We start from the raw sequence: 17,503 nt of genomic DNA on the forward strand, positions 1-17,503 counted from the left end.
GAAGAGACTGAAAAAATGACTGTTTCCGTATCCAACGCCGCTTCCGAGCGCGACCGCGTCATCATCTTCGACACCACCATGCGCGACGGCGAGCAGTCGCCCGGCGCCTCGATGTCGCACGAAGAGAAGCTGGAGCTGGCCAAGATCCTCGAGGACATGAAGGTCGACGTGATCGAGGCGGGCTTCCCGATCGCCTCGAACGGCGACTTCGAGGCCGTCCGCGCCATCTCGCAGATCGTCACCGAGAGCGTGGTGTGCGGCCTGGCCCGCGCCGGCGCCGCCGACATCGAACGCTGCGCCGAGGCGATCAAGCCGGCCAAGCGCGGCCGCATCCACACCTTCATCTCCACCAGCCCGGTCCACATGAAGTGGAAGCTGCAGATGGAGCCCGAGCAGGTGTTGGAGATGGTGACCCGCTCGGTCGGCCATGCCCGCAACTTCACCGACGACGTGGAATGGTCGGCCGAGGACGCCACCCGCACCGAGCGCGACTTCCTGCTGCGGTGCGTGGAGGCGGCCATCAAGGCCGGCGCCACCACGATCAACCTGCCCGACACGGTGGGCTACACCTATCCGTCGGAATACGCCGACCTGTTCCGCGACGTGATCGCCAATGTGCCGGGCGCGGACAAGGTGATCTTCTCCACCCACTGCCACAACGACCTGGGGCTGGCGGTCGCCAACTCCATCGCCGGCGTCCAGGGCGGCGCCCGCCAGATCGAGTGCGCGATCAACGGCATCGGCGAGCGGGCCGGCAACGCGGCGCTGGAAGAGATCGTCATGGCGCTGAAGGTCCGTGGCGACCGGCTGCCGTTCATGACCGGCGTCGAGACCCAGCACATCACCCGCGCCAGCCGCTACGTCTCGGCGATCACGGGCTTCCCGGTCCAGTTCAACAAGGCGATCGTCGGCAAGAACGCCTTCGCGCACGAGAGCGGCATCCACCAGGACGGGATGCTGAAGAACGCCGAGACCTACGAGATCATGAAGCCCGAGGACGTGGGCCAGATCGAGTCCAACCTGGTCATGGGCAAGCACTCGGGCCGCCACGCCTTCCGCGAGAAGCTGAAGGACCTGGGCTACGAGCTGGGCCAGAACGCCCTGAACGAGGCGTTCCAGCGCTTCAAGGACCTGGCCGACAAGAAGAAGCACGTCTTCGACGATGACATCATCGCCCTGGTCGACGACGCCCTGGCCAGCTCGGCCGACAAGGTCCAGGTCAAGCACCTGCGCGTCATCGCCGGCACCGAGGGGCCGCAGGAGGCCTTCCTGACCGTCACCATCGACGGCGAGGAGAAGAGCGCCAACGCCACTGGCGACGGTCCGGTCGACGCGGTGTTCAACGCCATCCACGCCGTGGTGCCGCACGAGGCGATCCTGCGCCTGTTCCAGGTGCACGCGGTCACCGAGGGCACCGACGCCCAGGCCCAGGTCTCGGTGCGGCTGGAGGAAGATGGCCGGATCGCCACCGGCTCGGCCGCCGACACCGACACCCTGACGGCGTCCGCCAAGGCCTATGTGAACGCCCTCAACAACCTCTTCGCCCGCAAGGAGAAGAGCGCGCCGTCGGCCAAGGTCGCCAGCGGGTTCTGACCAGACGCCGCTCATCCCCGCGAAGACGGGGACCCGAGCGGAATCTCGGCGGCCTCGGGCCTGGATCCCCGCCTGCGCGGGGATGAGCGGAAGTATACGGCATGCTCTGGATCATCCTCACCGCAGCGGCGGCGCCGCTGCAGGTGGCGCGCAATGCGCTGCAGCGCGGGCTGGTTGGCGACGCGGGTCCGTGGGGCGCGACCCTGGTGCGCTTCCTGTTCGGCCTGCCGTTCTCCATCGCCATGTTCGCGGTGGTCGCGGTCCTGACGCCGGACGCCCACCCGACGCCGACGCTCCGCTTCTGGATCGGCGTGCTCTCGGGCGCGACGGCGCAGGTTGCGGCGACCGGCGCGCTGCTGCTCGCGATGCGACGCTCGGGCTTCGCGGTGGCGACCATGATGCAGCAGTCTTCTCTGCCGCTGGGCGCGCTGCTGGGTTGGGCGGCGCTGGGAGACGTGCTCTCCGGCGCAGCCTGGCTGGGGATCGCCGTCGCGACGGCAGGCCTTGCGGTGCTGTCCTGGCCGAGGGCGGAAGACGTGAAGGGCGCGGGCGCCGGCGCGCTCCTCGGCCTGGCGTCGGGCGCGGCGTTCGCCGTGGCGCTCAACGGCTACCGGCAATCGGGGCTCGCGCTCGAGCCCGAGCATCCGATCTACGCGGCCCTGGCCGGCGTGGTCACCGCCCAGGCCTTCCAGACGGTCCTGCTGGGCGGCGCGCTGGCCCTGACCCGGCCGCAGGCGTTGAGGGCGGTCGCGGCTTCCTGGCGCGCCTCACTGGGCGCGGGCTTCTGCGGCGCGGCGGCCTCGGCCTGCTGGTTCGGCGCCCTGGCGCTGGCTCCGGCAGGTCCCGTGCGTGCGGTCGGGGTCATCGAGACGCCGATCGCCGCGGCCGTGGGTCGGCGGCTGTTCCGGGAGCGGGTGACATCGCGCCAGTGGATCGGTGGCCTGTTGACCGCCGCCGGCGTGGTGCTGACCGCGCTAGGTTGAGGACGGCTGCGCCGGCTTGGGGTCGACGCATTTCTTGTGCGTGACCTCGTGGCCGAGAATCTTCCCGACCTTCTTGACCGTGCAGACCGACGCGGGCTTGCCATCGGGCCTGGACTTGGCCCCCTGTTCAGCGCCAGGCGGCTTCGGCGGGGGCACTTCGGTCGGCTGGGTGGGCGGGGGAGCCGCCGCGATCGCGGCGATCGCGGCCAGTATCGTGAGCATGGGATCCTCCAGCCCGCACGTTGCGGCGAAACTCGGCGCCGCGCACGTTAAAGCTGTGTCACGCGCCGCCGTGCCTCAGGCCTTCTTCACGAACTCGGCGCGCAGGACGAGGCCCTTGATGCTCTCGTGGCGGCAGTCGATCTCCTGCGGATCGCCGGTGAGGCGGATCGAGCGGATCATCGTGCCGCGCTTGAGGGTCTGGCCGGCGCCCTTCACCTTCAGGTCCTTCACGAGCACCACCGCGTCGCCGTCGGCCAGCAGGTTGCCGACGGAGTCGCGCACCTCGACCTGACCCGCGGCCGCGGCGCGCTCCGCGGCCTCGGCCGCGCTGATCCATTCGCCGCTGGCCTCGTCAAAGACGAATTCGTCGCCGCTCATATTGCTCTCCGAGGCAAGTTTGGCGGCTGCCATAAGCCCCGAAACCCGCGCGGCCAAGGTTATTCCACGGCCAGGATGACGTGCGGCGCCTTCACGAGCGCCGTGACGCGGTCGCCCGGCGCGAGCTCCAGAGTCTCGGCGCTCTCGAGCGTGATGGAGGCGGCGAGAGTCTTGCCGCCGCCGATGTCCAGACGGACCTCGCTCATCACGGCGCCGTCCTCACGGCTCTGAACGACGCCCTCGATCTGGTTGCGCGCCGAGGTGCGCAGGCCCTCTCCCTTGGCCAGGACGACGAAGCTGGACTTGATGAGGGCGATCGCCGCCGCGCCCTCCGCAAGCCCCAGGTCTTCCACACTCCGGGCGGTGACCACGGCCACGATGTCGAGTCCGTCGGCGAGGCGCAGCGTCACCTCGGTGTTCACCGAGCCTGTCGCGACGCGGATGATCCGGCCGCGAAGCGCGTTGCGCGCGCTGGTCTTCATCCCGAGACTCCAGAAGACGTCCGACCCCAGCCCCTGGTCCAGTTTGGAGAGGGCGGCGTCCATCTCCGCCTGCACGCGGCGAAAGGCGGCCACGGCGGCCCGGCCCCGGCTCGTCAGCCGGGCGGCGCCTCCCGCGCGGCCGCCGGGCGCGGCCTCGACCAGCGGACTGTCGAAGAGGTTGTTGAGCGCCTGCACTGCATCCCAGGCTCCCTTGTACGAGAGATCCACGCGGCGCGCGGCCGCGCTGATCGAACCCAGTTCGTCGATGGCTTCGAGCAAGGCCATGCGAGCCAGCGCCACCCGAGGCAACCCCGGCCGCTCCAGCATGACGGTGGCGCTCAGCATGCTTTGCTCCGTTATGCAGTCGCGCTACATAACGAAACCCCGGCGGAGGAACAATGGATCGGACATGCGACGGCGGACGGCGGGCTGTCGTGCTGGGAGCGGCGGCGACCGCGCTGGCCCCGGCCGCCTGGGCGTCGTCTGTCCCGCCCCTCGTGGCGGCCGCCTCGGACCTCCAGTTCGCCCTGCCGGAAGTCGCCTCGGCGTTCCGACGTCGGACGGGGACCGAGGTCCGGCTCGTATTCGGCTCGTCGGGCAGCTTCGTGCAGCAGATCCGGAGCGGCGCCCCCTTCGAGGTCTTCCTTTCGGCCGATGAGGCCTATGTCGACAACCTTCGTGCCGCAGGCCACACCGCGGACGATGGCCGGCTCTATGCCGTGGGCCGCATCGGCATCTTCACGCCGCGCCGTTCCCCCGTGCGTGCGGACGAACGAATGGATGACCTCGCCGCGGCGCTGAGGGACGGCCGGCTCCGCAAGCTGGCCATCGCCAACCCGGCGCATGCGCCCTACGGCCGGGCCGCGCGCGTGGCGCTGACCCGGCGCGGGCTCTGGGCGGCCGTCCAGCCCAAGCTGGTGCTGGGCGACAATGCCTCGCAGGCGACCCAGTTCGCCGTGTCCGGCTCGGCTCAGGCCGGAATCATCCCGCTGTCGCTGGCCGCTGCGCCGACGGTAGCCCAGGCTGGGCGGTTCGCGCTTGTGCCTGAGGGCTGGCACAGCCCGCTGCGCCAGCGGGCCGTTGTGCTGCGGGGCGCAGGCGCTGGGGCGCGCGGCTTTTTCGACTTCCTGCAGGGGGCGGAAGCCCGCCGAATCCTGGCGCGCCACGGTTTCAGGCTTCCGGCCCCATGATGGATTGGCAGGCGCTCGGGGTATCGGTTCGCCTGGCGGCCTGGACGTCGGTCCTGCTGCTGCCCGCGGGCCTGTGGCTCGCGCGGGTGCTGGCTTTCAGCTCCTTGCGTGGCAAGCCCTGGATCGAGGCCCTGATCGCCGCACCGCTGGTTCTGCCGCCCACGGTCCTGGGCTTCTACCTGCTCAATCTCCTGGGGGCGAACTCGGTGCTGGGCGGCCTCTGGTCGGGGCTGTTCGGCCATCCGCTGGCGTTCAGCTTCGAGGGGCTGCTGATCGCCTCGCTCATCTTCAACCTCCCATTCGCCGTGCAGCCCATGCAGCGGGCGTTCGAAGCGTTGCCGCCGGATGTCCGCGAGGCGGCGTGGGTCAGCGGCCTGGATCCGTGGGAGACGTTCTGGCGGGTCGAACTGCCGCTTGCCTGGCCCGGCATCGCCTCGGCGCTGGCGCTGACCTTCGCCCACACCGTCGGGGAGTTCGGCGTCGTGCTGATGGTCGGCGGCGCTATTCCCGGCGAGACGCGGACCCTGTCGCTGGCCATCTACGACCGCGTGCATGCGTTTGACTTCGACGCCGCAGGGACGATGAGCGCAGTGCTGCTTCTCGTCTCGATCGCCGCGATCGCCGTGGTGTACGGCTTCTCCGGGCGCCGGAATCCCGTCGATGACTGACGGCCTCGTGGTGCGCCTGCGGCAACGCCGGCCGGTCGACCTCGACTTGGAGCTCGCGTGCGCTTCGGGTCGGGTGCTGGGGGTGGTGGGGCCGTCCGGCGCGGGGAAGACGACCCTGCTGCGGTTCATCGCCGGCCTGGGTCGGGCGGACGAGGGATCCATCCGGGTGGCCGGAGAGACCTGGTTCGACAGCGTGTCCGGTGTCTGGAGACCGCCACACCGGCGCGCCGTCGGGCTGGTCTTCCAGGAGCATGCCCTGTTTCCCCACCTGACCGCGCTGGACAATGTGGCTCTGGCCCTGAAGCGTCTTCCGGCCCGCGCCCGGCGGGAAGAAGCCGCGCGGCTTCTCGCGCGGGTGCACCTGGCGGGTCTCGAACAGCGTCGCCCTTCCGCACTGTCCGGCGGCCAGCGTCAGCGCGTGGCGATCGCGCGTGCGCTAGCGCGAGACCCGGCCGTGCTGCTGCTCGACGAGCCCTTCTCGGCCGTGGATAGGCGGACCAGGGCCTCGCTGCACCGGCAACTTGCGGAGTTGCGCCAGTCGCTCGACATCCCGGTGGTGCTGGTCAGCCACGACATCGAGGAGGTCGTGCGCCTGGCTGATGAGGTGGCGGTGCTGGATCGCGGCTGCATCGTCCGGCACGCCCGTGCGGACGAGCTGCTGGCCGACGCGGATATGCGCCGCCTGCTCCTCGGGGACGACGGCTGAAAGGCGGTTTTCCCGCGCTGCGCGAAGAATCTGGCGATTCCGCGGCGATCCGCCTCCTTGCGGCTCGCGCGCGACGCGAAAGCGCACACCGCTCTTTAAGCCTTGAAATGACAAATTCGTCAGGGCAGAGGGACGGTCAAGGCCGCCCGGACAAAGCGTAGCGACTCGACGCATGCTCTCGCGTCAGCCGAGCCGTTTTGGACTCTGCGGTACGCGTCTTCAGCCCCAATCCCCTCAGGGCCCTGCATGATCTCTTCCCTCTTCGGCGCCATCTCGAACGATATCGCCATCGACCTCGGCACCGCCAACACGCTGATCTACATGAAGGGCAAGGGCATCGTCCTGAATGAGCCCTCGGTGGTCGCCCTGCGCAACGTCGGCGGCCGCAAGGTGGTCCACGCCGTCGGCATAGAGGCCAAACAGATGCTGGGCCGGACGCCGGGCCACATGGAAGCCATCCGCCCGATGCGGGACGGGGTCATCGCCGACTTCGAAGTCGCCGAGGAGATGATCAAGTACTTCATCCGCAAGGTTCACAACCGGAAGGGCTTCGTGAACCCGAAGGTGATCGTGTGCGTGCCGTCCGGCGCCACCGCCGTGGAACGCCGCGCCATCAACGATTCCTGCCTCAACGCCGGCGGCCGCCGGGTGGGCCTGATCGACGAGCCGATGGCAGCCGCCATAGGGGCTGGCCTGCCGATCCACGAGCCCACCGGCTCGATGGTGGTCGATATCGGCGGCGGCACCACCGAGGTGGCCGTGCTTTCGCTCTCTGGCATCGTCTATTCGCGCTCGGTCCGCGTCGGCGGCGACAAGATGGACGAGGCGATCATCAGCTACATGCGCCGCAACCATAACCTCCTGATCGGCGAGACCACCGCCGAGCGCATCAAGAAGGAGATCGGCACCGCCCGCGCGCCGGCCGACGGCGAAGGCCTTTCCATCGAGGTGAAGGGCCGCGACCTGATGCAGGGCGTGCCGCGGGAAGTGCGGATCAGTGAGAAGCAGGCGTCGGACGCCCTGTCGGAGCCGGTCGGCCAGATCGTCGACGCGGTGAAGATGGCGCTGGAAGCCACGCCGCCGGAACTCGCCTCCGACATCGCCGACAAGGGCATCATGCTAACCGGCGGCGGCGCGCTGCTGCGCGGCCTGGACGCCGAGATCCGCGACCACACGGGCCTGCCGGTGACCGTGGCGGACGACCCGCTGTCGTGCGTGGCCCTGGGATGCGGCAAGGTGCTCGAGCATCCCAAGTGGATGAAGGGCGTCCTGGAATCCACCCTGGCCTAAGGAGCGCCCGGAAGGGGCGGGAACGCGTCGATGTCCTTGAGGGACAACCCGCTCGGTGAACTGAAGGTCCCGCTGACCTGGACGGCGGGGATCGTGTTCCTGGTCGTGCTGATCGTTTCGGTTGGCATCCTGCTTGGCGACCGTCGCGAGGCGTTCGATACGGACGAATACGGCAATCCGCGCACCCTATCGGATCGGGTGATGGCGCCGGTTGGCGACGCGCTCTCGACGCCGGGCCGGCTGACGGGCGAGGGCGTCGAGGGTATTCGCGGCTACTTCTTCGCCGTCTCGGAGAACCGTCGTCTCAAGGCCGAGCTGGAGAACATGCGCCAGTGGCGGGACGTGGCGGTCGCCCTCCGCGACACCAACGAACGCTACCGCGCCATCCTGGGCCTAAAGACCGATCCCCCGATCCCGATGGCTGCGGCCCGGATCGTCGTCGACAGCCGCGGGCCCTTCGCACATTCCCGCCTCGCCAACGTAGGCCGCGAGGCCGGCGTGAAGCCGGGGAATCCGGTGATGAGCGAGAACGGGCTGGTCGGCCGCGTCGTCGGCGTCACCGAGGGCGTCAGCCGGGTGCTGGTCCTGACCGACGTCGCCTCGCGCACCCCGGTCATGATCGACCGGACCAATGCCCGCGCGATCCTGACCGGCGACGGCGGCCCGAACCCTCGACTGGACTATCTGCGCGGCCAGAACGCCGTGCGGGCGGGGGACAAGGTGCTGACGTCCGGCGACGGTGGCGTCTTCCCCCGCGGACTGCCGGTCGGCGTGGTTGTGAAGGGGCTCGACGGTCGATGGCGTGTAGTCCTCGCCGCCGACAAGGCGCCCGTGGACTATGTCCGGATCCTGCTGTTCGAGGATTTCACCCAGGTCGCCAATCGCGCGGCGCTCGACCAGATGAACCCGCCATCGCCGACGCCGGGCGCTTCGACCTTGCCGCCGCCGGTTCCCGAACCGGTGGTTCAGCCCCCCGCCGCGGCCACGCCCCGACCGAAGGCGGCGGCCGCCGTTCCGGGACCGCCGGCGGCTACGCCTGCGCCCAAGGCGGCGGTTCCCCGGGCGACGCCGCCCGCCAAGGCCGCCCCGCCGCGGCCCTCGGAGCCGGCGCCGTGACCGCAGGCGGCATGCGCGGACTCTCGCCCTGGCGCTGGCTCGGCGCGCCGATGATGCTGGTCATGGGGGCGAGCTTCCTGTTCGCTATTCCCCTGCGCTTCTGGGGCCTGGGCCTGCCCGAACCACTGTTCGCGATGCCGGTCGTGTTCGCGTGGGCGGTGATCCGACCGTCCATGCTGGCGCCGATCTGCGTGATGATCCTGGGACTCTACCTGGATCTCCTCTGGGGAACGCCCTTCGGCCTCTGGGCCGTCTGCCTCCTTTTGCCCTATGGCGTGGTCCTGGGCGGACGCGCGATGCTGGCAGGGCAGAGCCGGCTGATGATGTGGCTCTGGTATGGCGCGGCCACGGGACTCAGCATGGGCGCAGGCTACCTCTTCACGATGCTCCACACGCAGGGCGCGCCGAGCCCGTTTCCGATCGGCTGGCAGTTTCTGGCGACGGTCGTCCTGTATCCTGTCGCCGACAGGCTGATCGAACTGTTCGAGGACGCCGACGTGAGGTTCCGCTGAGCCGCCCATGACGCAACCCGCCATCTTCTTCGAGGAGGTCAACGAACGGCAGGGGGTATTCCACCGCCGGGCGATCCTGCTCGGAGCCTTTGCGGGGTTGGGTATCGGGGCGCTGGGCGCGCGCCTGGCCTATCTCCAGCTCCTGGAGACCCAGCGCTACGAGAAGCTCGCCACGTCCAACCAGTTCAACTTCAAGCTGGCCCCGGCGCCGCGAGGCGTGATCGTCGATCGCAACGGGGCGATCCTGGCCGCCAACCGGCCGAACTTCCGTCTCATGGTGGCGCGCGACAAGGACGTCGATCCCGAGGCGACCCTCAAGACGCTGGCCAACTACGTACCGCTGGACGACGCGCGCCAGCGCCGGCTGCTGCGCGACATCAACAGCGCGCCGAAGCGCGCGCCGGTCTCCGTCATGGAGGACATGAGCTGGGAACAGTTCTCGGCCATCAGTGTCCGTTCGCCGGAACTGCCGGGGGTGACCGCCGACATGGGCGAGGTCCGGGTCTACCCCCATGGCGGAGCCTTCGCGCACGTCATTGGGTACGTGGCCAAGGTCAACAAGGAAGACATCGACAAGACGCCCAATCCCGAGCCCATCATGCTCCATCCCGGTTTCAGGATCGGCAAGCAGGGGGTCGAGAAGGCGCTCGATCTTCAATTGCGCGGGCGCCCTGGAGCCAAGAAGGTCGAGGTCGACGCCAACGGGCGCGAAGTGCGTCACGACGAGGCCGGCGACATTCCGCCCGTTCCCGGCGAGGAGGTGCAACTCACCCTCGACGTCGACATCCAGAACCGGGCCCTCGAGGTGTTTGGGGAGGAGAGCGGCGGGGCGGTCATGATGGACTGCCGGACCGGCGACATCCTGTGCATGACCTCTGCGCCGTCGTTCGACGCCAACCGCTTCGTCCGCGGCCTGACCGGCGCGGAGTATCGGGCGTTGGCCGGCTATGAGCGCAAGCCGCTGCTCGACAAGTGTCTTTCGGGCCTCTACCCGCCCGGCTCCACCTTCAAGACCATGACCGCGCTGGCGATCCTGGCGGCTGGCATCAGCCCGGAGGAACGGGTCGGCTGCGGCGGCGGCATGCAGTTCGGCGGCCGCTTCTTTCACTGTCATAAGCGCGGCGGACACGGATCGCAGAACCTGCACGAGGCGATCAAGAACTCGTGCGACACCTATTTCTACGCCATGTCGCTGCGCGTCGGTCCCGACCGGATCGCGCAGGCGGCGCGCGCCTTCGGGCTCGGCCAGACCTTCGACATCGGCATTCCCGGCCAGAAGAAGGGGACTGTCCCGGACCAGGCCTGGAAGAAGCGCTACTTCAGCAAGAACAAGGCGATGCAGCCGTGGTGGCCAGGCGAGAACCTCTCCTACGCCATCGGCCAGGGCTATCTGCAGGTGAACTGCCTGCAGCTCGCGGTGATGACCGCGCGGCTGGCGAACGCTGACTACAAGGCCCTGAACCCGCGGTTGATCAAGTCCGTGGGCGGAAAGGAATGGCCGCGTGGCTCCGATGTGCCCGACCTGCCTTTCCCGCGGGAGCACGTCGACCGCGTTCGCGCCGGCATGGCCGCGGTGACCGACCAGTCCCAGGGCGGCACCGCCTGGCGCACCAGCCAGCTCGGCTTGGGTGACATCCTGATGGCCGGCAAGACCGGCACAGCCCAGGTGCGGAACTACGACAAGGGTGGCTCGCGGGGTAAGGGGGGAACCTGGTCCCTGCGCGACCATGGCCTGTTCGTGGCCTTCGCCCCGCTCGACGCGCCACGCTATGCGCTGGCGGTGATCGTCCAGCACGGCATGGGCGGTTCGACAGCCGCCGCGCCCCGCGCGCGGGAGATCATGCGCACGGCGTTGCTCAAGGATCCGGAGCTCGTCTCCCGGATCCAGAAGCCGCTGCCGATGCCGGAGATCGAGCCGGACCTGGAGTTGGACACCGTGCCCGACACGCCCGTGATGGCGCCGCAGAATACGCCGACGCCGACGGCCGGCCCGGCGCCGCCCCGACGCGATGGAGGTCCGACTTGACCGTCTCCGCCCTTACGCGGCCCGGTGAGCGCGATCGCCTGATCGTCAAGCTGGCCGAACTGGACTGGGTATTCATCCTGGCCCTCTGCCTGATCGCGGGCGCCGGCGGGCTGATGCTGTTTTCCATCGCCGGGTCGTCGTGGACGCCCTGGGCGATCAATCACGTCAGCCGGTTCCTGATCTGCCTCCTGATGCTGATCGGGCTCGCGATGATCGACGTGCGGGTCTGGTTCGCCCTGGCCTATCCGATCTACGGCGTTGGCCTGCTGCTGCTCGTGGCGGTCGAGTTGGTCGGCGATACGCGGCTTGGCGCGCAGCGATGGCTCTCCATCGGCGGATTCAGCTTCCAGCCTTCCGAGATCATGAAACTGGGGATCGTGCTGGCTTTGGCGCGACTCTACCATGGCGTCTCGGCCGAGAAGGCGCGGCTCTCATGGTGGCTGCTGGTTCCGGCCTTGATGATCTTCCTGCCGGTGCTGCTCGTGGCCCACCAGCCGGACCTCGGCACGGCCATGCTGATCCTGATGACCGGGGCGGCGATCGTCGTGCTCGCCGGACTGTCTTGGAAGATCATCGGCGCCGCCGTGGCGGCGTTCCTGGCGATCGTGCCGCCGTTCGTGATGTTCGTGATGCACGACTACCAGCGCCAGCGCGTGCTCACCTTCCTGGATCCCGAAAGCGATCCTTCCGGCTCGGGCTACCACATCCTGCAATCGATGATCGCCCTGGGTTCGGGCGGGCTTCTCGGCAAGGGCTATGGGCTCGGCTCGCAGAGCCAGCTCAACTTCCTGCCCGAAAAGCAGACCGACTTCATCTTCGCGACCCTGGCCGAGGAGTTCGGCTTCGTGGGCTGCGTCTCGGTCCTGATCCTCTACGCGGCGGTGATCTTCATGGCCCTGCGCACGGCCTACCTCAGCCACAGCCACTTCGGCCGCCTGGCCGCCGCGGGGACGACCGCAACCTTCACGCTCTACGTGCTGATCAACGGCGCCATGGTGATGGGCCTCGCGCCGGTCGTCGGCGTGCCCATGCCCATGCTGAGCTACGGCGGCACAGTGATGCTCACCGTGATGATCGGCTTCGGCCTGGTGCAGTCCGTCCGCGTGCACCGCTACGCGGAGGTGACAAGCGGCAAGGGCAGCTTCGTCTGAGGAGTCTCAGTCTTCCAGGCGCAGCAGATTCTTGACGATCAGGCAGCCTGTCTTGCCGATCGGGGTGAGGGCCGCGTTGCTGTTAGCCGTTGTCGGATCTTCGTAGAGACTCGCCCCGCCAAAGTCAGAATAGAATTTCCAGGCCTTGAAGGTTGTGTCCCGAAGCTGCGCGCAGGTCTGGTTCGGGACGATGAAGACATGGGTAAGGGTGACATTGAAGCCGCCGCCAACCGTCTTCACGGCGGAGACGGTGGCGATGCCATGGCCGTCTGTGAAGGATTGGGACGTCATGGCGGTGGCCATCTCGGTGTTCGGTTTCGCCGCCGACCAGAGGCCGAGGTAGGCGTAGTCCTCCTCCTCGTGAACGAACTTCACGATCTCCCCCATGGCGTCCGCGCAGTCCTGGAAGCCGGCCGCGTAGATATCCTTTAGCGCCTGGACCTTTGGGGGCGCGCCATGGGCCGGCGCCGCGATCGCGGCGCCGGCGAGTGCGATGACGAATGGGCGGTACATATGAGACTCCCCGAAAGCTTAGCAATGAGAGCTAGAGCGTTCGCGATGCCCGTCAAGCGGGTAGTCGGAAAGAGATTGTTGTCGAAGTTGAGCGGCGTGGATCAGATCCGCAGCGCCTGGTCCGTCGCCCGCACCAGTGCGTCGACGATGCCGGGCTCGGTGGAGGCGTGGCCTGCGTCCCAGACCACCTCGAAGCGTGCCTGAGGCCATGCCGACTTGAGCCGCCAGGCGCTCTCCATGGGCGTCACCACGTCGAACCGGCCCTGGACGATCCAGCCCGGGATGTTCGCCAGGCGGTGGGCGTTCTTGATGATCCAGTCGTGCTCCGGGAAGAAGCCGCCGTTGACGAAGAAGTGGCACTCGATCCGGGCGAAAGCGATGGCGAAGTCGATCTCGTTGAACTTCGACGGTCGGGCCTCCGGGCCGCGGATGGAGATGGTGTCGCCCTCCCACTGGCTCCAGGCGGCGGCCGCCTCGGCCTGGACGCGCCGGTCGGGATGGACCAGCCGCTTGTGGTAGGCGGCCATCATGTCACCGCGCTCTTCCGCGGGGATCGGGGCGCAGAAGCGCTGCCACGCGTCCGGGAACAGCATCGACGCGCCGTCCTGGTAGAACCATCGCAGCTCGCGCTCGGTCAGCAGGAAGATGCCACGCAGGACGAGGCTCTCGACCCGCTCGGGATGCTTGATGGCGTAGGCGAGGGCGAGGGTTGAGCCCCAGGAGCCGCCGAACACGCACCACTTCTCGACGCCCAGGTGTTCGCGGAGGCGCTCGATGTCCTCGATCAGCGACCAGGTGGTGTTGTCGTCCAGGCTGGCGTTCGGGCGGCTCTTGCCGCATCCGCGCTGGTCGAACAGGGCCATTCGCCACTTCGCCGGGTCGAAGAAGCGACGCATCGTCGGGTTGATCGCCCCGCCAGGGCCGCCGTGCAGGATGACGCACGGCTTGCCGTTCGGATTGCCGCATTCCTCGTAGAAAATCTCATGCGGGCCCCCCGTCGACAGATAGCCGCTGGCGAACGGCTCGTTGTCGGGGAACAGGCCACGCCGATGGGAGGAGCCGGAAACGCCGGGCGGCGGGGTGTTTCTTTCCATGCGCCCTTCTACTTCGGGAAGCGCCTGTCCAGCCAGTCCAGCATGAGGCGGTTCACGTCATCCGGCTTTTCCTGCTGCGTCCAGTGGCCGGACCCTCGGACCATGTGCGTCTCCAGGTCGCCGATGAAGTGGACCATCGGCTCGGCCATCTCGGGCGAGAGCACGGCGTCCAGTTCGGCGGTGATCATCAGGCAGGGCAGGTTGTCGATGCGTGTCGGGAGCGTCTCGGCCCGCTGCCAGTTGCGGGTGAAATTGCGGTACCAGCTCACCGGTCCGAAGAAGCCGCCCTCTCGGAAGGCGTCGGCGAAGACCGCCAGCTCGTCAGGCGCCAGCAGTTGCTCGGCGCCCGTCTTGCCGTCCCACAGCCGCAGCATGTCGCGGAAGGCGAATGTGGAGCCGCCGCCTTCGCCCGACAGCCCGCCGCCCGCCGTCGCCGCTGGGGCGGCCGGTCGGCGCATGAAGAAGCGCATGGTCTTGGCGGTGTCTTCGCCCAGCACGGCCTCTGGCTCGTCCGGGTTCTGGAACCAGACGATGTACATGTCGGGGCCAAACCGATTGCGCATGATCGCTATGGGATCGGCGGGCGCGCGGGGGATGAAGGGCGTGTTGAGGCCGATGACGCCGGCGACGCGCGACGGATGTATCAGGGGCATCTGCCAGGCGACGATGCCGCCCCAGTCGTGGCCGACGAAGATCGCCTTGTGGACGCCGAGTTGATCGAGCAGCGCGGCAAGATCGCCGGTCAGATGGTCGATGTCGTAGTCGGTGACGTTCGAGGGCTTGGACGACAGGCCATAGCCCCGCTGGTCGGGCGCGATAACCCATCGGCCGGCGTCGCCAAGCGCCTTGATCTGATGACGCCAGGAGAACGCGAGTTCGGGAAAGCCGTGGCACAGCACGATCGGCACGCCTTCGCGCGGACCCGCCTCGTACCAGGCCAGCTCGATCCCGTTCACGTTCGCCCGCCGGACCGGCGGCATCATGGTCTCCAGCGCCGACATTCATCCCTCCTCGCTACGGTCGCCCGGTGGCTCGCGTTTTGGGGTTCCCCCACACCGGCGCCACCAGTAGGGCATAGGCGCCGTGACGTCCGCCAAAGAGTCTCCCGCCACACCGCCGTCGACGCCCTGGGGCATGGTCGTCCTCCTGGGCTCGCTTACGGCCATGGGGCCATTGGCGATCGACATGTACCTGCCGAGCCTGCCCGCCATCGGGGCGGACCTCAGGGCCAGCAGCGCCGCGACGCAGTCCACCGTGGCCGCGTTCCTCGCCGGAATGGCGATCGGGCAGGTCTTCTACGGGCCGGCCTCCGATCGCCTGGGCCGTCGCGGACCCGTGCTGGTGGGCGTGGCCATCTTCATCGTCGCCTCTGTCGCCTGCGCTTTGGCGCCGTCGGTGGAGTGGCTGCTGGCCTCGCGGTTCGTCCAGGCGTTGGGCGCCTGCGCCGGTGCGGTCGTGTCCCGAGCCGTGGTGCGGGATCAGTTCGACCACACCGAGACGGCGCGCATGCTCAGCCTGATGATGCTGATCATGGGGCTCGCGCCGATCCTGGCGCCGTTGCTCGGCGGGGTGCTCCTTGCGTTCGGCGGGTGGGAGCTGAACTTCTGGTTCATGGCCGCGTTCGGCGTCGCGGTGGGCTTGGCGGCTGTCCTGCGCCTGAAGGAATCCCGCTCGGAGGCGACGGCGCGGCAGGCCTCGCGGGAGAATCCGTTTCAGGCCTATTTCGCGCTGCTGCGTCAGCGTCGCCTGCTCGGCTATGCTCTGGCGGGGGCCCTGAACGGCGCGACGCTCTTCACCTACATCTCGAGCTCGCCGGGCCTGCTGATGGGGACGTATGGAATCTCCACGCAGGTGTTCCCCTGGTTGTTCGGGTTCAACGCCCTGGGGGTCATCGGAGCGGGCCAGGTCAACCGGCTCGTCCTTCGTCGCCTGACGCCAGATCAGGTGCTTGAACGCGCCAGCCTCGCGGCCCTGGCTTTCGCAACCCTGCTGGCCCTCGCGGCCGCCACCGGAATCGGCGAGCGCTGGACGGTGCTGCCGCTGCTGTTCCTGCTGCTTTCCAGCTACGGCTTCATGCAGGGCAACACCATGGCTGGAGCGCTCAGCGTCGATCCCAATCGCGCCGGCTCGACCTCAGCGCTCCTCGGCGCGGCCTCCTTCGCCGCGGGGGCGTTGGCGGCGGCGGTCTCGGGCGCCTTCCAGGATGCAAGCGCGCGGCCCATGGCGTTCACGATGCTGGTCGCCCTGGCCGGCTCGGCCCTGGCCCTTCGCACCCTGGCGCTGCCCAGGCGTGGCTAGTCCTGGGGATCGACCCCTCGCGCGGCCCAGGCCAGCACACCCCAGCCGATCAGGAACAGCACGCCGCCGATCGGCGTGATCGCCCCCAGCCAGCGCGGCGCCCCCAGCGCCATGGCATAGAGGCTGCCCGAGAAGACCACCACGCCAGACAGGAAGAACGCCGGCGCCAGCCGCGCCCGCCGCGCGCCGATGTTCATGAAGGTCGCCGAGGCGAACGTGGCCATGGTGTGCATGAAGCCATAGGTCGAACCGGTCCGCAGCCATTCCTGCGCCTTCGGGTCGGTCACTCCATGGGCGGCGAAGGCGCCGACGGCCACGGCGACGAACCCGCCGACCGCGGCCAGGGTCATCCAGTTGCGGCGGGTCCAGAACGTCATGGGATTGGGTTCGAGGCTAGGCGGCGACCGCAGCCCGTTTGGCGTCGGCTTCGCGGATCAGCGAGACGGTGCTCTCGATGTTGCCGCGGCTCGAAGCGCCGAACAGGATCGACTCGACATAGGGCTCGTTGACGACCCACTCGATGGCCTCGCGGGCCGGGATCGCGCCGGACGCCAGCACCGACATGGCGATCACGCGGGCCGGCCACTCGTCGGTGGCGCGGCGGTAGGCGTCGATGCCACCCGACATGCGGAAGGCGATCTTGTTCACGTTGGCGCAGACGATGGGGTTCTTGACCCCGACCTTGTCGAGCGCCGGCAGCAGCATAGGCAGGTTCATCGTGAAAAAGCCTGGCTCGGCGCCGTACTTCTTCTTCACGTGGTCGGCGAAAATCCGGAACGCGTCATAGTAGCCAAGGCCGAGGATCAGGTCCGTGACGACGTTCTGCAGGAAGATGATCGGGGTGTTCAGGCCCTCGAACGCCTTCATCTCGGCGTCGACGAGCAGAGTGGCCACGCTCTCCACGTCCTGGGTGAACAGCGCCTTGCTGCCGCGCATCATGGCGTCGATCAGGCCGCCGCTGGGCAGGAACTGCTTCAGCGCTTCGAACGGGCCAAGCTCGGTCATGGCGTTGGCGTATTTGTGGGCGTACGGCATCCCCGGATAGAAGCTGAAGCCGGCCCACTTCTCGGGTTCGCGCTTCACGATCTCGGTGACCTCGATCATCCGCTCATGGGTGGTGCACATGAAGCCGTGCACCCCGGCGCTGTGGGCGTAGTGCAGGACCTGCATGATCGCATCGATGTCCTGGAAGCGCATGAGCTGCTGTCGCGCCTTTTCCTCGGACATATGGTTCACGCCGAAGAACTGATTGTCGCCGAAGAAGATGCGATCCATCGGTCT

General features: G+C 68.4%; 19 protein-coding genes. 11 read left to right on the forward strand and 8 right to left on the reverse strand.

The window, feature by feature from the left end; all coding sequences use genetic code 11:
* Nucleotides 1–15 precede the first annotated feature (15 nt).
* Nucleotides 16–1,593, forward strand: a complete 1,578-nt coding sequence (locus DJ019_RS09555; protein WP_111275786.1) for a 2-isopropylmalate synthase — start codon at nucleotides 16–18, stop codon at nucleotides 1,591–1,593.
* A gap of 101 nt (nucleotides 1,594–1,694) precedes the next feature.
* On the forward strand, nucleotides 1,695–2,576 hold the full coding sequence (locus DJ019_RS09560) for a DMT family transporter (protein WP_111275787.1): 882 nt from the start codon (nucleotides 1,695–1,697) through the stop codon (nucleotides 2,574–2,576).
* Here the strand turns inward: DJ019_RS09560 and DJ019_RS09565 are convergent.
* From DJ019_RS09565 to DJ019_RS09575, 3 genes are all read right to left on the reverse strand, one after another.
* Nucleotides 2,568–2,798 carry a hypothetical protein gene (locus DJ019_RS09565; protein WP_111275788.1) on the reverse strand — a complete coding sequence of 77 codons (231 nt, stop codon included), beginning with the start codon at nucleotides 2,796–2,798 and terminating at the stop codon, nucleotides 2,568–2,570. The genes DJ019_RS09560 and DJ019_RS09565 overlap by 9 nt on opposite strands.
* Before the next feature lie 75 nt (nucleotides 2,799–2,873).
* The gene (locus tag DJ019_RS09570; RefSeq protein ID WP_420849860.1) at nucleotides 2,874–3,080 is read right to left on the reverse strand and encodes an alkylphosphonate utilization protein; all 207 of its coding nucleotides are present in this window, start codon (nucleotides 3,078–3,080) and stop codon (nucleotides 2,874–2,876) included.
* A gap of 155 nt (nucleotides 3,081–3,235) precedes the next feature.
* Nucleotides 3,236–4,003, reverse strand: coding sequence for a TOBE domain-containing protein (locus tag DJ019_RS09575; RefSeq protein ID WP_111275790.1), 768 nt, complete (start codon nucleotides 4,001–4,003; stop codon nucleotides 3,236–3,238).
* A gap of 53 nt (nucleotides 4,004–4,056) precedes the next feature.
* Here DJ019_RS09575 and modA point away from each other — a divergent pair, with 53 nt between their 5' ends.
* The 8 genes from modA (at nucleotide 4,057) to rodA (ending at nucleotide 12,317) form a co-directional block, all read left to right on the forward strand.
* Complete coding sequence (gene modA, locus DJ019_RS09580) at nucleotides 4,057–4,848, forward strand: molybdate ABC transporter substrate-binding protein (RefSeq protein ID WP_111275791.1); 792 nt, start codon at nucleotides 4,057–4,059, stop codon at nucleotides 4,846–4,848.
* Nucleotides 4,845–5,516, forward strand: coding sequence for a molybdate ABC transporter permease subunit (gene modB / locus DJ019_RS09585; RefSeq protein WP_205854133.1), 672 nt, complete (start codon nucleotides 4,845–4,847; stop codon nucleotides 5,514–5,516). Before modA ends, modB begins: the two co-directional genes overlap by 4 nt.
* The gene (locus DJ019_RS09590) at nucleotides 5,509–6,222 is read left to right on the forward strand and encodes an ATP-binding cassette domain-containing protein (protein WP_111275793.1); all 714 of its coding nucleotides are present in this window, start codon (nucleotides 5,509–5,511) and stop codon (nucleotides 6,220–6,222) included. Before modB ends, DJ019_RS09590 begins: the two co-directional genes overlap by 8 nt.
* Nucleotides 6,223–6,468: 246 nt before the next feature.
* Complete coding sequence (locus tag DJ019_RS09595) at nucleotides 6,469–7,512, forward strand: rod shape-determining protein (protein ID WP_012522835.1); 1,044 nt, start codon at nucleotides 6,469–6,471, stop codon at nucleotides 7,510–7,512.
* Between the two features lie 30 nt (nucleotides 7,513–7,542).
* Nucleotides 7,543–8,628, forward strand: a complete 1,086-nt coding sequence (mreC, locus tag DJ019_RS09600) for a rod shape-determining protein MreC (RefSeq protein WP_111275794.1) — start codon at nucleotides 7,543–7,545, stop codon at nucleotides 8,626–8,628.
* Entirely contained in the window at nucleotides 8,625–9,140 is a 516-nt protein-coding gene (locus tag DJ019_RS09605) for a hypothetical protein (RefSeq protein WP_165843961.1), read from the forward strand. Before mreC ends, DJ019_RS09605 begins: the two co-directional genes overlap by 4 nt.
* A 7-nt stretch (nucleotides 9,141–9,147) precedes the next feature.
* Entirely contained in the window at nucleotides 9,148–11,166 is a 2,019-nt protein-coding gene (gene mrdA / locus DJ019_RS09610; RefSeq protein ID WP_111275795.1) for a penicillin-binding protein 2, read from the forward strand.
* Nucleotides 11,163–12,317 (forward strand): rod shape-determining protein RodA, encoded by a 1,155-nt coding sequence (rodA, locus tag DJ019_RS09615; RefSeq protein ID WP_111275796.1) that lies wholly within the window; start codon nucleotides 11,163–11,165, stop codon nucleotides 12,315–12,317. The genes mrdA and rodA overlap by 4 nt, the downstream gene beginning before the upstream one ends.
* 6 nt (nucleotides 12,318–12,323) lie before the next feature.
* Here rodA and DJ019_RS09620 read toward each other — a convergent pair whose 3' ends face one another.
* From DJ019_RS09620 to DJ019_RS09630, 3 genes are all read right to left on the reverse strand, one after another.
* Nucleotides 12,324–12,830 carry a hypothetical protein gene (locus DJ019_RS09620; protein ID WP_111275797.1) on the reverse strand — a complete coding sequence of 169 codons (507 nt, stop codon included), beginning with the start codon at nucleotides 12,828–12,830 and terminating at the stop codon, nucleotides 12,324–12,326.
* A 101-nt stretch (nucleotides 12,831–12,931) separates the two neighbouring features.
* Complete coding sequence (gene pip / locus DJ019_RS09625) at nucleotides 12,932–13,924, reverse strand: prolyl aminopeptidase (protein ID WP_111275798.1); 993 nt, start codon at nucleotides 13,922–13,924, stop codon at nucleotides 12,932–12,934.
* A gap of 8 nt (nucleotides 13,925–13,932) precedes the next feature.
* Nucleotides 13,933–14,925 carry an alpha/beta fold hydrolase gene (locus DJ019_RS09630; RefSeq protein ID WP_111275799.1) on the reverse strand — a complete coding sequence of 331 codons (993 nt, stop codon included), beginning with the start codon at nucleotides 14,923–14,925 and terminating at the stop codon, nucleotides 13,933–13,935.
* An 82-nt stretch (nucleotides 14,926–15,007) separates the two neighbouring features.
* Here DJ019_RS09630 and DJ019_RS09635 point away from each other — a divergent pair, with 82 nt between their 5' ends.
* The gene (locus DJ019_RS09635) at nucleotides 15,008–16,222 is read left to right on the forward strand and encodes a multidrug effflux MFS transporter (RefSeq protein WP_420849857.1); all 1,215 of its coding nucleotides are present in this window, start codon (nucleotides 15,008–15,010) and stop codon (nucleotides 16,220–16,222) included.
* Here the strand turns inward: DJ019_RS09635 and DJ019_RS09640 are convergent.
* The gene (locus DJ019_RS09640; RefSeq protein WP_111275801.1) at nucleotides 16,219–16,599 is read right to left on the reverse strand and encodes a DUF423 domain-containing protein; all 381 of its coding nucleotides are present in this window, start codon (nucleotides 16,597–16,599) and stop codon (nucleotides 16,219–16,221) included. The two genes, DJ019_RS09635 and DJ019_RS09640, sit on opposite strands and share 4 nt — an antisense overlap.
* A gap of 16 nt (nucleotides 16,600–16,615) precedes the next feature.
* A complete protein-coding gene (locus tag DJ019_RS09645) occupies nucleotides 16,616–17,497 on the reverse strand; it encodes a hypothetical protein (RefSeq protein ID WP_111275802.1) in 882 nt (293 codons plus the stop codon).
* Nucleotides 17,498–17,503: the final 6 nt, after the last annotated feature.

The sequence above is a fragment of the Phenylobacterium kunshanense genome (assembly GCF_003254525.1).
Lineage (GTDB): Bacteria > Pseudomonadota > Alphaproteobacteria > Caulobacterales > Caulobacteraceae > Phenylobacterium > Phenylobacterium kunshanense.